Origin of the sequence: Pseudarthrobacter oxydans (assembly GCF_013314975.1) — a bacterium.
In the GTDB taxonomy this organism is placed as follows: domain Bacteria; phylum Actinomycetota; class Actinomycetes; order Actinomycetales; family Micrococcaceae; genus Arthrobacter; species Arthrobacter oxydans.
Genome location: NZ_JABTYH010000004.1, coordinates 1 through 16,743, shown reverse-complemented (window position 1 = coordinate 16,743; position 16,743 = coordinate 1). Strand labels below are relative to the sequence as shown.

Here is a 16,743-nt window from a genome sequence, read left to right as displayed (position 1 = left end):
TTCGAGTTGATGAGGGCGGACCTTCCCTGAGGAAGCCCCAGATTTCTAAAAACAGATTGCGGGCTGTACGGACCCTCTTGGCCGTAGTGTTCGTGCTTGCGGGTAATCATGGCGTCAAATTAATGGCTTGGTGTCCTCTTCGTTGGTGAAGTAAACCTCCGCGATCCGTCAAGTTGAGGGCCAGCACTCGGTGCGCGGGCAGACCTGCCATTTTGGCTTCTCTCGGTTTGGCCCGTATTAGAGTACTGGGGCTACAGCTGTACCCACGTTCCGCACCGCGCCGCGGAACTTTCCATGCAGGACATTCGTCGAATCGGCCCTGGGCGCCGTCGCGGTGTCACTACAATATGGATCGTGACCCTCTGCGCCGTGTGATAAGAAAGCGCCAGCTCCTGGGTCACATTAGTTTTGCATAGGGGGAATACGCGTGGATGCGTTCGGTATTCGTGATCGGCTGATTGACGGCTACAGGTCGTTCACAGAAGGTTTTGTAGACATCAAGGATGAGCGCATCCGGAGCCAGGTTGAGAAGCTTGGCGATCAAGGCCGCCAGTGGCCGGACCCATGGCTATCCCTAAACCCCTCTTTCAAGTCTGGCGGAAGCGTCGACGAGCTGGTGGCTCGAGGAATCCTGCACAGCAAATGCGGCGAGATATTCCGCCCGAAGAAGGATCTGTCGGACCGCGGTGCGACGTCTATCACCCTCCACAAGCACCAAGCGGACGCAGTCGAAATCGCAGCGAAACGACAGTCCTACGTCCTGACCACAGGCACCGGGTCCGGCAAGTCTCTTGCCTACATCGTCCCGATCGTGGACCGCGTCCTTCGTGAAGGAAGCGGCAAGGGGATTAAAGCCATCATCGTTTACCCGATGAATGCCCTCGCCAACAGCCAGATGGAGGAGCTGTCCAAGTTTTTGGAGAACGGCTTCGACGGCCAGTCGCCGGTGACATTCGCGAGGTACACCGGTCAAGAGAAGGGCGAGGCGCGTGAAGCCATTCTCAAGAACCCCCCGGACATCCTCCTCACGAATTACGTCATGCTTGAGTACGTCCTCACCCGCCCGGAGGAACGCCAGTCGCTCATCCGGGCAGCGTCCGGGTTGCAGTTTCTCGTCCTCGACGAGCTGCACACCTACCGGGGCCGGCAGGGCGCCGATGTCGCCCTTTTGGTTCGACGCCTCCGCGATGCCTGCCACGCCCAGTCCACCCTCCAATGTGTTGGCACTTCAGCAACGATGTCCAGCGGCGGAACGGTGGCGGAGCAGCAGAAGGACGTCGCCGAGGTCGCCTCTCGCATATTCGGCGCCTCGATCAGTTCGGAGCAGGTGATCACAGAGACCCTGGTCCGCGCCACAACGTCAAGGGATCAGTCACCCGAAGATCTCCGAGCTGGGGTGCAGGAGCGCGGAGACGCAGAGTTCAGCAGTGCGACCCTCAGCGGCGGCTACGCTTCCGTGCAGTCGGACCCGCTTGCCTCTTGGATCGAGGACACCTTCGGCCTAACTACCGAGCAAGCCTCAGGCCGGCTGATCCGCAGCGCGCCAAAAACTGTTACGGGTGCGGCTGAAACTTTGGCTGAGCTTACAGGCGAAGAACCTCGCCGTTGTGCAACGGCCATCCGCGCCACGCTCCTTGCCGGTTCGAAGGCTAAGTCCGCTACGGGCCGGCCGCTGTTTGCCTTTCGGCTGCATCAGTTCATTTCCAAGGGTGGGTCGGTTTACACCACTGCTGAATCCGAAGAGACCCGCCTGATCGAGACTGACTTCCAGGTCAGCGCCGGTGCTGACGAGAAGCGCCTCTATCCGTTGGCTTTCTGCCGCGAATGCGGGCAGGAATACTTGATGGCCCGGCTCGTCGAAGCAAGTGGGGGATCGCGGTTCATCGCCCGCCACGACCTGAAATTCCAGGACGACGGCGGCGTGGACGATGGCAAGGACGGTTACCTTTTCATATCCACCGATCAGGAATGGCCGGAGAATGCGGTTGAGGCCGGCCGGCTGCCAGCCTCTTGGCTGACAAACGCTCCTTCTGGCCATCCAGTTGTGGAGTCGAAACGGAAGCGGCTTCCTCTCCGCTACCGGATCGAGCCGGGAGGTGACGCCGCACGCGATAACGATCAGACGGCCTCCAGTGGACAGCTTGCGGCCTGGATTCCCGGCAGCCTCGGATTCTGCCTCAATTGCCAGGTGACGTACGAATCCGCTCGCAGCGGCGAATTTTCCAAGGTGGTGACCTTGGACCAAGAGGGTCGCAGCAGCGCCATGACGGTCATCGCCACCAAACTCGTGCAGCTGCTCAAATCCGATGCCGGCCAGGATCTCAGCAAAGAGGCCAAGAAGCTCCTCACCTTCGTCGACAACAGGCAGGACGCGTCGTTGCAGGCTGGCCACCTCAACGATTTTGTTCAGGTGGCCCAGCTGCGGTCTGCGCTTTACCGGGCCGTCGCTGCTGCCGGGGACGACGGCATTGAAGCCGGCGACCTCGGCTCCGCCATCGTCAACACGCTGAGTCTGAATTGGTCAGACTACGCACAAATTGAAGACCCGCTCGACCCCAAACCGACCATCCGCGCACTGAATGACGTGGTCACCTACCGTGCACTCCGGGACTTACAGCGGGGCTGGCGCATCACCCTTCCTAACCTCGAACAGACCGGCCTCCTGCTGGTCGACTACCCGCACGCGAAACTCCTTGCCGAAAAAGAGAATCGTTGGGAGACCGCCCACTACATCCTGCGTAACGCGGAACCGGGCAAGCGGGAAGAAATCATCTGCGTCCTGCTCGACGAGTTCAGACGGGTCCTGGCCATCGACGCCGACGAGCTAACGGTTGACTCCCTCAACATGGTCAAAGGTCGCAGCCGCGAATACCTCACCGGCATCTGGGCTCTTCCCGAACGCGAGCCGGACCCCAACGTCGGGCTGGTATCCACGGAGACCAAGAAGGGCGCCAGCTTCCGCAACCTCCTTCCTGTAACCGCCCACGGAACCTTCGGTCGCTGGCTGGCCCGTACTGCCGCGCCAGCGAACGCCCTGACTCAGAAGCTCTCCATGGCCGAGGTCAACGAAGTCATCGCGTCACTCTTTGAGACGCTGCTGACGGCCGGACTGATTACTGAAGTGCATGAAGGAAAGCTCTCCGGCTACCGCATCAAACTCTCCGCCATGGTCCTGCGAAAGGGCGCCGGCGAGTTCGGCGCCCCGGATCTGCTGAGGCGCAGCTACCATCCCGACCAGAAACCACGCGTGATTAAGTTCTTCAAGGACCTCTACCTCGAAACAGGCGTGGAGCTCGCCGGACTGCGAGCCGCCGAACACACCGCCCAGGTGAGGCCCGAGGACCGGGAAGCCCGCGAGCAAGCGTTCCGAAAGGCCGGGCTACCCTTGCTGTTCTGCTCGCCAACGATGGAACTTGGCGTCGACATCGCTGACCTCAACGCCGTGGCGATGCGGAACGTGCCACCGACTCCGGCCAACTACGCCCAGCGGAGCGGCCGTGCCGGCCGATCGGGGCAGCCGGCCTTGGTGCTCACGTATTGCGCCACGGGCAGCGCCCACGACAGCTACTACTTTGAACGCTCCAACCTAATGGTGTCCGGGCAGGTCCAGCCGCCGCGGCTCGACTTCGCCAACGAGGATCTCATCCGATCCCACGTCCATGCCGTCTGGCTGGCAGAGGCCTTGGCAGCAACCAGCAACGGTCTTGGCAAATCCCTCAGCGGACTGCTCAAGCTCGAGGACAAGACATACCCGATCCAGCCTCAGATCCTGTCCTTCTTGCAGGATAAAAGCGCCGCCCAGCGTGCCAAGGCATCCGCTGCCTCCTTGCTCAGCGCCATCCGAGACGAACTCAAGGACACCACCTGGTGGACCGAAGCCTGGGCGGACACCGTAGTCGACAACGCGCTCGATTCCCTCGACGAAGCCTGCGACCGATGGCGCCAGCTCTATCGCAGCGCGCTCGGAGAACAGGACCTGGCCCACAAGGCGAGCCAGGACCACTCCCTCACCTCGAAGCAACGCGAAGATGCCGTCAACCGCCACCGGGAAGCCAGCCAACGACTGGAAATCCTGCTGAATGACAGCGATTCCCGCGGACAGTCTGACTTCTACACCCTTCGCTACCTAGCCTCCGAGGGCTTCCTGCCCGGCTACTCCTTCCCCCGCCTTCCCCTGGCAGCCTTCATCCCAGGCATCCGCAAGGGCCGCGACAACAACAGCACCTGGCTCCAGCGCTCGCGGTTCCTCGCAATTAGCGAATTCGGTCCGGACGCTTTGATCTATCACGAAGGCGCCCGCTACCAGGTCAAGCGTGTGAGCCTCCCACGTGACTCAGAGGGAGCAGGCGGCGGGGACGTCGTCCTCACCGAGGCCCGGGTCTGCGAGGCCTGCGGCTACCTGCACGCCCGCCAGGCAGGAGTTGATGTCTGCGAACTGTGCAACACTCCGCTCGGGGGCAGCTGGTCCAACCTCATGCAGCTCCAGTCGGTTATCACCCGGAGGCGGGAGCGGATCAGCGCCGACGAGGAAGAACGCAACCGGCAGGGATTCGAGCTGGTAACCACCTACCGCTTTGCCAACCACGGCAAGAAGCCCGGACGCTCAGACGCAGAGATGCACGACGGCGACGAGCTGCTCGGCGATGTGCGGTACGGAGACGGCGCAACGGTTCGGGTGACGAACCTCGGGCGCCGCAACCGCGCGAACCCCGATAAGCACGGCTTCTGGCTGGACCTGATCACGGGCGAATGGTTGTCCGAGAAACGGGCCACCGAAGACACTTCGGAGTTCCCTGACTCAGAAGACATGACCGTCGAGCAGTCCAAGAAGAAGCAAATGGTGACACCCTTCGTCGAAGACCGCCGCAACATCGCGGTACTCCGGTGGGCTGAAGAGCTCACAGATGAAGCGGCCACGTCCATGCAGTACGCGATCGAACGCGGCATTGAAGCAGTATTCCAGCTGGAAGATTCCGAGCTGGCCAGCGAACGGCTGAACGACGCGGACGATCGCGGCAGGCTGCTTTTCGTGGAGGCAGCCGAAGGAGGCGCAGGCGTCCTCAGACGGCTGCAGAGCGAGCCGGAGGCCATGGCAAAGGTCGCGGCCAAGGCGCTGGAGATACTCCATGTCGATCCCATATCGGGAGAAGAGAGGGAGAACGCCTGCGTTCGGGGCTGCTACCGCTGTCTGCTGTCCTACGGCAACCAGCGCTCCCATGAATCCATCGACCGCCGGCTGGTCATCGATCTTCTGCAAAGACTGGCAAGATCCCAGACGACGGCGGCGGTCACCAGGTCCCAAACGCCCGCCTCCGCCGCTCCCCAAGGGGCCGCGGTCAGCCAGCGTGCGCAAAGTATCTTGGACTATCTGGCCGCTCAAGGGCTTAATCTCCCCGACGGGATTGGCCAGGAGATCGAGGGACAGGTGGTCGATTTTGCCTACAGCACCAGTTTGTCTCAACCCACTGTTGTCATCGTGGAGGACGAGTCACGGCCTCCTGTGAATGAAATGATGCTGACGTACGGAAACTGGAATGTTCTGACTGTTCGTGCCGATGCTGCGATAGACGTGTTCGTCAAGGATCACGCAACTGTATTTGGAGTGGTTAAGTGAGTATTTCAACGGCCGAATCGAGCTTTGCGGTAGGTTCATTGGTGTCCGCGCGCGGCCGTGAGTGGGTGGTGCTTCCTGAAAGTGATTCAGACTTTCTGGTTCTGCGCCCGATCGGTGGCACGGATGATGACATCGCCGGAGTGATCCCGTCCCTCGAAGACGTGAAGCCAGCGTCGTTCGGCCTGCCATCGGCAACGGACCTGGGTGACGATCGAAGCGCCCGGCTTCTCCGTGATGCCTTGCGCATCGGATTCCGCTCCAGCGGCGGCCCCTTCCGCTCCCTGGCGGGACTGAACGTGTCACCGCGCCCCTATCAGCTGGTGCCCCTGCTGTTGGCGCTCCGCCAGGACGTGGTGCGGCTGTTAATCGCCGACGACGTCGGAATCGGAAAGACCGTGGAAGCCGGCTTAGTGGCCGCGGAACTCTTGGCCCAAGGCGAAGCAAGCGGACTGACGGTTCTGTGCCCGCCCAGCTTGGCTGAACAGTGGCGGCAGGAGCTGTCGCAAAAGTTCGGGATCGAAGCCGAGCTTGTTCTCCCCGGCACGGCCAAGAAACTGCAGCGCGCAGCAGGCTACGACCAGTCCATCTTCGAGCACTTCAAACACACCATCGTCTCCACAGACTTCATCAAGTCAGAGTCCAAGCGTCACGACTTCCTCCGCACCGCGCCGGATCTGATCATTGTTGATGAGGCCCATGGCGTGACAGCAGATGACTCCGGTAAGGGCGGCTCGGGTCGGACCCAACGCTACGAGCTGGTCCGTGGCTTGGCCGACAACCCGGACAGGCACCTGGTCCTGGTTACAGCCACTCCCCACAGCGGGAACGACGCCGCCTTCAGAAACCTCATTGGACTGTTGGACAGCAGCTTGAAGACAACCGACCTCTCCGGCGAAGCGGGTCGGAGGAAGCTCGCGGACCATATGGTTCAGCGCCGGCGGGTGGACATCCGCACCTACCTGCAGTCGGACACCAAGTTTCCCAAGGACCGGGAAACAGTGGAAATTCCGTACAAGCTGTCTCCCGAGCACCGGGCCTTCTTCGATGCCGTCCTGGACTACGTGCGGGGCCGTGTTCAGGACAAAACCGGAACGAAACTCGAACAGCGTATCCGTTGGTGGTCAGCATTGTCGCTACTCCGTTCCATGGCCTCCTCGCCTGCCGCAGCCGCGGCCACCCTGAACACGCGTGCGGTTGCAGACGAGTCCGAGTCCGATACAGCCGCCGAAAAGCGTGGCATGACCGTCGTCATGGACCAGGTAGAAGACGACGGCGGCGAGGCGATCGACGTCGTACCCGGGTCCCGGCCCGAAGGGCTGGAGGAAAGGTCCGGCGAGAAGCGTCAGCTCAACGGGTTCCTTCGGACAGCTCAGGAACTCAGCACGAATCCCGCGAGCGACGCCAAGCTCCAGTTGCTCCTCGGCAGGATCCGAAAGCTTATCAATGAGGGCTTTCAGCCCATCGTCTTCTGCCGCTTCATACCCACCGCCCACTACGTTGCCGAGTTCCTGCGGGAGTCACTCAAGAAGAAGTACGACGTCGAAGTGGTCACCGGCGAGCTCCCCGCCGAGGAACGAGCGGCGCGGATCGCAAACCAGGCCGAGCGCGCCGGAGAGCTGCCCAAGATTCTCGTGGCCACGGACTGCCTGTCCGAAGGCGTGAACCTGCAGGACGGTTTCCAAGCCGTGATTCACTACGACTTGGCGTGGAACCCCACCCGCCACGAGCAGCGTGAAGGCCGTGTGGACCGATTCGGGCAGCTTGCCGACAAGGTCCGCGCACTGACCATCTACGGTGATGACAACGGCATCGACGGGATCGTGCTGGACGTTCTCTTGCGCAAGCACGAAAGTATCCGCCGCGACCTAGGGATCAGTGTTCCAGTTCCGCCAAAGAGCGACCAAGTACTGTCTGCCCTTCTGGAGGGCATCCTGATGCGCGGTCAGAACGGCGACCAGCTGGAGCTCTTCAGCATGACCCCTGAGGCGGAGCAGCTGGAGGCGGACTGGCGCAGCAGCGCACAGGAAGAGAACGTCAGCCGCTCCCGCTTCGCCCAGAATGCAATCCACCCTGAACAGGTACAGGCCGTCGTCGACGCTGCCCGCCGCAGCCTGGGAGACCCCGGCGACGTCGCCGCGTTTATCCGGGCTGCCCTGGAAGAAACAGGCGCGCACGTCGAGGACACGGCGGACGGTCTCAGGGCTGAGCTGGTTGCCGCGGTTCCGGGTATCCGTAACGCACTGGGCGCCAGGTCTGAGGCCAAATTCGTCAGGGACTTCCCGGCGCACCGGAACTCCTCAGTCCTGGTGCGAACCGATCCGGCTGTAGCCAATGTCGCGCAGTATGTGTTGAACTCCGCACTCGACGAGCAACTCGGTGGCAAGGAACGGCCCGCCCGCCGGTGCGGTTTCATCAAAACCCACGACGTCGACAAACTCACCGTGGCTTTGCTGGTCCGGTTCCGCACGAAGCTGATCCTGCCGGCCCGGTTGGGCGACCGCACTGACATGGCTGAAGAAGCCCGCGTCCTGGCCTTCACCGGTCCACCCAACAACCCCTCGTGGCTCGATGACACCGAGGTGGACAATCTCCTGCTGTCCAAGGCCTCAGCAAACGCCGGCGACGTCAGCAACATGATGTCCAACATCCTCGGCACCCTTCCGCTGCTCGCTGACACACTGAACGCGAAGGCGCAGGCGGTAGCCGAAGAAATCCGGGACGCCCACCGCGAAGTCCGCATCGTCGCCCGAGGCGACCGCGCCGGACAACTCGGCATCAGAGGCCTGAGTGTCGAAGCAAATCTTCCCGTGGACATTCTGGGTGTGTATGTTTACAGCCCGGCTGGAGGCAACAAATGAGTACGGCGTTTCAAGCGATTTCCGTTGTCGGCGGCGTGGTTCCGCCTTCGCTGCTGGGCCGGATCCAATCCGGAGAAGTCAACGACCCCAAGAGCCTCGATCCTGCCAGCTACCACCTCATGGGCACCGAGACTGTTCGGGACGCGTCGTCCCGCTCCTGGGGCTATCTCCGGACTGCCTGGCAGTCATGGCGTGAGCTCGATGCGAAGAAACGTCCGGACGGCCAGGGCGCTGGTACCGGCGACGCGCGTCAGAAGTGGCTCCTGATCCTTTTACGCGAGTTCGGTTACGGCCAGGTGCCTGCCACGGGCGGTGGGCTCCAAGCTGCGGACACCACGTATCCGATTTCGCACCGCTGGGAGTCCGTACCCATCCACCTGTTAGGGCCCGGCGTCGAACTGGACAAGCGCTCACCGGGGGTGGAAGGCGCGGCGAAGCGTGCCCCCCAAGCCATGGTTCAGGAATTTCTCAACCGTGAGAGCGACTATCTGTGGGCCATCCTCAGCAACGGCCTCAAACTCCGCCTGCTGCGGGACTCCACTGCCCTCGCCGGCTCCGCATACATTGAATTCGATCTTGAAACCATCTTCGACTCGGATCTCTACCCTGAGTTCCAGATTCTCTGGCAGGTCTGCCACCAGTCCCGCATCGACAAACGGGGCGGGGCTGAGGGCTCGCCGGCCGACTGCTGGCTCGAGTCCTGGCGGGCCGAGTCTGTCGACGCGGGTGCCCGTGCACTCGACAAGTTGGGCGTCGGCGTCGAAAAAGCCTTGGACTATCTGGGGACAGGCTTCCTCCGGCACCCCGAGAACGGATGGCTGGTTGATGCCCTGCACGCCGGTGAGCTCAGCCCCCGCGACTTTCACAAGGCCCTCCTGCGTACGGCGTACCGCCTCCTCTTCTGCTTCGTCGTGGAGGACCGCAATGCGCTGCTGGTTCCCGATGCTCCGATGGTTTCCAGGGATCGCTACGCCAAGTATTTCTCGACACAGAAACTGCGCAGACTTTCCCGCAGCCGGGACGGAGGTCCGCACCCAGACCTCTGGCGGACCCAGAAACTCGTCCTCTCCGCCCTCGGTGGCGACGGACTGGAAGCCGTAGGCCTACCCGCACTGGGCGGCCTGTTCGACCCGGATTCGCGCGCTAAGACACTTGAACACCAGCCCCATGAAGATCTACTCATGGGCGCTGAACTCGCCAATCAGGACTTCCTCAAAGCCATCCGGCGCCTGAGCTGGGTGCTGGGCAAAGGGGACCGGCTTCAGCCGGTGGACTACCGGCACCTCGGCGCGGAGGAGCTGGGTTCGGTCTACGAGTCCCTGCTCGAACTCATTCCCCGGATCGACACAGAAACACGCAGCTTCGAACTCGTCCGGCTGGCCGGCAACGAGCGCAAGGTTACCGGCTCCTACTACACGCCGCCCAGCCTTGTGTCCGCACTGCTGGACACGGCACTGGAGCCGCTGCTGGATGAGGCCGTCAATGGGGGTAAGGGTGCGGCAGACCGGGAAACTCGTCTCCTAGCACTGACTGTCTGCGACCCCGCTTCGGGCTCTGGAGGTTTTTTGGTCGCAGCCGCTCGCCGCATCGCACGACGTCTTGCCGAAGTTCGTGCGGGAGAGAACGAACCGACGCCCGCCGAGGTCCAACATGCTTTGCATGACGTGGTGGAACGGTGCATCTATGGCGTGGACATGAATGACCTCGCCGCCGAACTCGCCAAGGTTTCCCTGTGGCTGGAAGCCATGGAACCGGGCAAGCCGCTGGGATTCCTGGACGCCCGGATCAAGATCGGAAACAGCCTGCTCGGGACCACTCCGGCGCTGCTGGCCGGAGGAGTTCCAGACGAAGCCTTTGGAGTGCTAGAAGGTGATGACAAGAAATACGCGGCCGAAGTGAAGAAACGGAACAAGGCCGAGAACTCCAAGAAGGCCGACAAGCTGTTCGGCTCCCTAGGACAGGAGACTTTCAGCTTTGGAACCACGACGACGGGCGTCGCTGAACTGATCGGCCAGCGCCAAGAGTTGGTGAAGCCAGTGTCCACCGCCGCGGAAGCCCGATCGCGGGCACAGGCATATGAAGCCTTTGATCATTCTCCTGACATGGAACAGCAGCGCCTCCACGCAGACGCCTGGAGCGCAGCATTTGTCTGGCCGCTCAACGCCGGCGTCGCCGAGCCGCCGACGTCGTCAATCGTCCGGCAATTGGCCGACGCCGGGGAGTCAGCCGGATATTCCGAAACGGTCGCCACAGTCAGGCAGCTCGCTGCGGAGTACCGTTTCTTCCACTGGCATCTGGAATTTCCTGAGGTATTCGGGGATCCGGCGTCCGGGGACACTGGGGCCGAAGGCTGGCCCGGGGGCTTCTCCTGCGTGCTCGGCAACCCGCCGTGGGAACGAGTCAAGCTTCAGGAGCAGGAGTTCTTCGCAGCCCGGCACGAGGCCATCGCGAAAGCTGCGAATGCGGCAGCGCGAACCAGACTGATCAAAATGCTTGTAGACGAGGATCCGATCCTGCACAGCGAATTCCTTCGAGCCAAGCGCAACGCCGAAGGTCAGAGCGTCAGTTTGCGAACGTCGGGAAGGTATCCCCTGAACGGCCGCGGCGACGTCAACACTTACGCCGTCTTCGCCGAGCTGTTCCGCAGCCTCACCGGTCCTCACGGGCGCTCCGGCGTAATCGCCCCGACAGGTATTGCCACTGATGCGACTACACAGTTTTTCTTCAAGGATCTGGTGGAGTCCAGCTCGATTGCGGCGCTGTACGATTTCGAAAATGCCAGGCCGATCTTTGAAGGCGTGCACCGAAGTTTCAAGTTTTGCCTGCTGACGATGGCCGGGCGCCTTGCAAAGGAAGAGATGGCCTCATTCGCCTTCTTCCTTCACGACCCCGCTGACATCTCGGTGTCTGCGTTCGCCCTGACACCCGACGAGATTAAACTCCTGAACCCCAACACCGGCACGCTTCCAATCTTCCGGACTCGCCGGGACGCCGAGATCACGCTCGGCATCTACCGCCATGTTCCCGTCCTCATCAACGAGAACGACCCCATCAACGGGAACCCCTGGGGCGTCTCTTTCATGCGGATGTTTGACATGTCGAACGACTCCCATCTGTTCCGCACACGAGAACAGCTCGAGAATGAAGGGTGGACGCTCACGCGCAATATTTTCGAACGGACTTTTGATGGTAGGCGAGACAGGATGCTACCGCTCTACGAAGGAAAAATGGGGCACCAGTTCAACTGTCGGTTTGCATCCTTTACTGGTGTCGGTGACACAGACATCTCAATTCTTTCGCCGGAAGGCACGGACTTGCCGTTGCCTCGATACTGGGTGTCCGAAGCAGAAACAAAGTCAAGGCTTTCCCGGCGACAATTCGGGACGACAAGTGCGCTCTTGGGGCACAGAAGAGTCTCCAGAAGCACGGACGAGCGGACCTCCATCGCAGCGCTGCTTCCGTGGGGTGCGATTTCATACGGCTGGATAATCTCGGCGGGTCCAACAGCACGCGAACTGGCAGCTCTAATCTGCGTCTACAACTCGTTCATGTTCGATTTTTGTCTTCGGAACGCGCTGACCCAGCCGTCGGTCCCGCAAGGAACATCAGCCCAGCTACCGGGACTCACCCCTGCCAACTTCAGCGTTGTGGCGGAATGGGATGAGTCCAGCACAATTCTTGACTGGTGCCTTAGCCGGGTAGTGGAACTTGCGTATAGATCTGCCGACCTCGCTCCCTTCGCTACCGAAATTGGCTTTGAGGGACCCCCCTTCGTGCGTGACGTCGAGCGGGATTCGCTTCTCCGAGCGGAGCTGGATGCGGCCGTCTTCCATCTGTCGGTTCAGGATCGAGCAGACCTCGACCACATACTCGATTCGTTCCCAATAGTGCGCCGAAAAGATGAACTTCACTTCGGCGAGTACCGGACAAAAAGACTAGTGCTGGATGTTTTTGACGCGATGCAGCAAGCCGTGGACACCGGGTTGCCATATAGGACGCCGCTAAATCCGCCACCAGGCCAAGGTCGCCGCCACTCCGCTGAGGAGTTCGCAGCATGACCGGTTCGCAGTGGAATCAGTTCATGGAGTTCGCCGCCCGCTTCTCCAAGACGGTCGATCTGGATGCTGAGGAGTACGACTACAAGGTCGCCCTGGCGGAACGCCTGAGAAAGACCAGAGAAATTTACTTGAACCGGGACTCCGAGTGGTTTGAGGTGCTGCGACGGGACATTTCGTCGTCGAATCTGATGAACCAGTACTTCATGATGCGGCTGGTCGATTTGGGACGGTCGAAGCCCGGAGATCTCCGCAAAGTCATCGACCTTCTCTGGGATGGGGAACCAGACATCCGGCGCATCGACGACTTCACTGCGCGGCTCCGTCCGCACAATCCGGAGCAGTTTTCGGTCGGCAGCGTCGTGGGCTTCGCCTCGGTTCTACTGCTCGCCAGAGATCCGTACACATACCCTCCTTATCGTGCCCGTGCGGTCAAAAAATTCCTCAAGCTTGTCGGCTGGGAAGACCGCGGTGCAAACGGCGATCCGGCGCGCAGGTATGAACTGCTTTTGGAGTCGCTCGATGAACTCATCCGGCTGGCACCGGAGTATGGCATCAAACTGCGCGACCGCTTGGACGCTCAAGGACTTATGTGGACTGTGCTCAACGTGGATCCGGCCGATGAATGGAGCTCCACCGAAAGGGCAGCATTTCGAGCCTGGAGAGGGGATAAAGTGACGGCAGAAGACGTATCCGGTCCCGGAAGCAGTGGTGCCAGCAAGGCACCTGAGGTCGAGTCGACAGCGCGGCTGCTCCTCGGCGCCGGCCTACGCGGAGAACCGTCGCCAATGGACGGCAGCACTTCCACCTGGACGTCCGAAGCAGCAGCCGACCTGGCCAGCCGCATCGCCAATCCAGATGTTGGAACGGGTTCATTGATGTCAAAACTGGAACGCCAGCTGGCCACTGCCTCCCGGGAGACAGTACTTTTGGCCGCGGAACTCCTCTACCTGCAGGTTCTGCCCCTGAGCAACGTGATGGCCGCAACGAAGATCGCCCGCATCGAAAAGGTGCTGTCTTGGGTGCCCGGGGCCGCCGTCGAACTTTCCGCGGAACTCCGCAAGGGCCTCGAGGCACCCGGGGCGTTCAACGGGGGAGTGGGCTTCAACATTCAGGTTGCTGACCACCTCGGCTGGCTAACGCGGTTCGTGGAGCACGTTACGGAGCAGCCGATGAGCCTCATCAACGCAGCTCTTGAGGACCCGTGGAAGTTCATCGAGCTGACGCGTGGCGTGCCCAAAGACTGGCCCACGATCCGCTACAGCATCGACTACCTGGCGTGGCCGGGCTATCTTCAACCGGTGGTCAAAAAGGATCACAGGATAAAGATCCGCAATGCTTTTGCCGACATCATCGGAGGCCCTACAGGTGATTCCGAGACTGACATCGCCAAGGACCTGCACCACATCAGGCAGGCTCAGCAGGGTGAATCCAGCGACTTCATTGAGTGGTACCGCGAACCGTACCTGAGCGAGTGGCAGCCCTCCGGTGAGGACGCTGGCCAGCGTGCATGGCTCGTTCGGCAGAACCAGGGAGGGATTGCGATGCTGGATTCCTGGCTGTTGGGTGAATTCGTCTCCACCCGGGCGCAGCACCTAGGTTCCCCGAAGCCTGGAAGCAGCTATGACCAAGTGCAGGCCGCCGTCAACGCTGGCTATCAGCACATCGACTATTCCGAGCGGAAGGCGCGGGCTCAGGAGTATTACCGCTTCCTGAGCCAGATGAAGGTGGACGACTTCGTCCTCACCGCCTTTGAAAGCAGTCTTTACCTCGGGGTCGTCACAGGCGAGGCCGAGTACGTGGATGATGAGACTTCCCGCCTGCGTAGGAGTGTTGCATGGCGGAAAAAGCCCCTGGAAAACGGAGAGCTTCCTGCCCCGATGCCGCGCCTGCTCGAAGAGCAGGGGTCGGTGGTAGACCTGACAGACGGGCTCTCCGTCATAAGCGCTTGGTACGCGGAAGAGGAGCCCGGGGAGGTCGCGCCGGAAGAGGAACCGATCGCACAGCCGCAGATCGCCGTCGTGCCTCAACTCCGGGACGCAACCCCGGAACTGGCCGCCAAACTCCATGTGGAGCGGGACGATGTCCAGGAGGTCATTCGGCTGCTTCAGACCCGGCAGCAGATTGTCTTCTACGGACCGCCGGGAACAGGCAAGACGTACCTAGCCGGAAAGATCGCCCGATTCCTCGCGGGTGAGGAACACGGGGACCACGTTAAAACGGTCCAGTTCCACCCCTCGTATGCGTACGAGGACTTCTTCGAGGGCTACCGGCCCGCCAAGACGAACGGCGACAACGTCGGGTTTAGCTTGGAACCGGGGCCGTTGCGGCGGATCGCGGCGGAGGCTTCATTAGATGGGAACCGGGACAAGCCGTACTTCCTCATTATCGATGAAATGAACCGTGGGAATTTGGCCAAGATCTTTGGCGAGCTGTACTTCCTGCTGGAGTACCGCGACCAGGGCATCAACCTGCAGTACAACCCTCAGCAGACGTTCGTGCTGCCGCCGAACCTGTTCATCATCGGCACTATGAACACGTCGGACCGTTCCATTGCGATGGTGGATGCGGCCATCCGGCGGCGGTTCGCGTTTGTGGAGCTGCATCCGCAGGACGGGATGATTTCCGGAATGCTGGAACGGTTCCTCGAGGCAAACGGCAAGCCTTCTTTGCGGGCCGAGCTGCTTAATGCTCTGAACAGTGAAATCGAGGCGACGAACCGTGACCTGATGATCGGGCCGTCGTACTTCATGAAACCGCATGCCGAGTCTGACCAAGGACTGGAGGAGATCTGGAAGTACGAGCTCCTTCCGCTGCTGGAGGAGCAGTACTTCGGGCGGCTGAACCGGGACAAGGTGCGGGAGAAGTTCGGGCTGGCTGCCATGCGGCGGAAGGCGGGTGTGGACGTGGGGCCCGTCGATCTTTCTTTGGAGCCCGGTAACCCCGGTGCCGTCGCCGGGGACGCTACAGTTGGCCCGCGGTCGGAATCGGACGAAACCGAGGCGTGATGCCGTCCGAGATTGTCCTGGACGAGCTGCAGACGGTCGCGGAGCCTGTCGTGTTGGAACGGGAGGTCGCTGCGACACTGCGGGACACCGGTCTGGTGTCGGTGCTTCCTGCGCACGGAGGGCTCTGGACGGTGCTGCCCGCGGGGAGAGTCGGTGCGGTCCAGATCGGTGACTTGCTGGTGCGGGTGAAGCCGAAGGAGAAGGTGGGGCTGAGTCGGCTCTTGTTCCTGCTGGGCTACGCCATCAATCCTGGTTTCCGACCGGATGATGTTGCCGGCGAAGAGGATGATGACCTGTTTGCTGCCTTGGGGGAATCCCTGACCCGGCATTGCGAGCGGGCACTGGATCGTGGGGCTTTGAACGGGTACGTGCATGTAGAGGAAGCGCTGCGGACGGTGCGGGGACGGATCCGGGTAGGAGACCAGATGACCCGGCGGCCGGGCATGCTTCTGCCACTGGAAGTGGCATACGACGACTTCACGGTGGACATTCCCGAGAACCGGATTTTGAGGGCTGCCGTCCGGCTGATGATGCAGGTGCCGCGGCTTTCTGAAGGGGTGCGGGAGCGGCTGGCGCACATTGATTCGAAGCTGGACGGAGTGTCCGCTGTGCGGTTCGGGGCCCCTTTGCCCGCCTGGACGGAATCCAGGCTTAACGAACGGTATGTCCCGGCTCTGCGCCTGGCTGAGATCATCCTGCGGAACATGTCTGCCGAGGCGGGCCTGGGGCAGCACGTGGTTGCGTCGTTTGTGGTGAATATGGCGACTGTGTTCGAAGATTTCGTGACGACTGCGGTCCGCGAAGCTTTGGATCTGTATCCGGGAGAGACGCGCGGGCAGTACGAGACGTACATGGATGAATCCGAAGTGGGTTACCGCAGGGGCGACCGCGTGCGGATGTACGTGGACATCGTCCATTCGGTAGATCGCGTACCGGCCATAGTTTTCGACGCCAAGTACAAGGCCGCGTCGGCATCTGGCGCTTACCCGAACGCCGATCATTACCAGATGCTGGCCTACTGCACGGCGCTTAACGTTCCCCAGGCGTGGTTGGTGTATGCAGGCTCCGGAAGACCTAGGACCCGGCAGATTCGACATGCAGAAGTTTCCATCGTTGAATTCCCCATAGACATATCCCAACGTCCCGAAGAGTTGCTGGCTAACCTCCAGCGGCTGGCAGACTCTTCGTTCTTAGCTTGGGCCGCTAGG

At 61.5% G+C, this 16,743-nt stretch carries 5 protein-coding genes; all 5 read left to right on the top strand.

What is annotated here, in order from left to right; genetic code table 11:
* Window positions 1-427: 427 nt before the first annotated feature.
* Complete coding sequence (locus tag HTS88_RS03905) at window positions 428-5,614, top strand: DEAD/DEAH box helicase (protein WP_174175705.1); 5,187 nt, start codon at window positions 428-430, stop codon at window positions 5,612-5,614.
* Window positions 5,611-8,472 carry a helicase-related protein gene (locus HTS88_RS03900; protein ID WP_174175703.1) on the top strand — a complete coding sequence of 954 codons (2,862 nt, stop codon included), beginning with the start codon at window positions 5,611-5,613 and terminating at the stop codon, window positions 8,470-8,472. The genes HTS88_RS03905 and HTS88_RS03900 overlap by 4 nt, the downstream gene beginning before the upstream one ends.
* Window positions 8,469-12,530 carry an Eco57I restriction-modification methylase domain-containing protein gene (locus HTS88_RS03895; protein ID WP_174175701.1) on the top strand — a complete coding sequence of 1,354 codons (4,062 nt, stop codon included), beginning with the start codon at window positions 8,469-8,471 and terminating at the stop codon, window positions 12,528-12,530. The genes HTS88_RS03900 and HTS88_RS03895 overlap by 4 nt, the downstream gene beginning before the upstream one ends.
* A complete protein-coding gene (locus HTS88_RS03890) occupies window positions 12,527-15,535 on the top strand; it encodes an McrB family protein (protein WP_246255963.1) in 3,009 nt (1,002 codons plus the stop codon). Before HTS88_RS03895 ends, HTS88_RS03890 begins: the two co-directional genes overlap by 4 nt.
* Window positions 15,535-16,743, top strand: a 1,209-nt coding sequence (locus HTS88_RS03885) for an McrC family protein (protein WP_174175699.1), incomplete at its 3' end; no start/stop codon positions are given. The genes HTS88_RS03890 and HTS88_RS03885, both read left to right, overlap by 1 nt.

Coding starts and splice junctions, on each gene's coding strand:
- HTS88_RS03895 (WP_174175701.1), top strand. CDS start 8,469: ATGAGTACGGCGTTTCAAGCGATTTCCGTTGTCGGCGGCGTGGTTCCG.
- HTS88_RS03890 (WP_246255963.1), top strand. CDS start 12,527: ATGACCGGTTCGCAGTGGAATCAGTTCATGGAGTTCGCCGCCCGCTTC.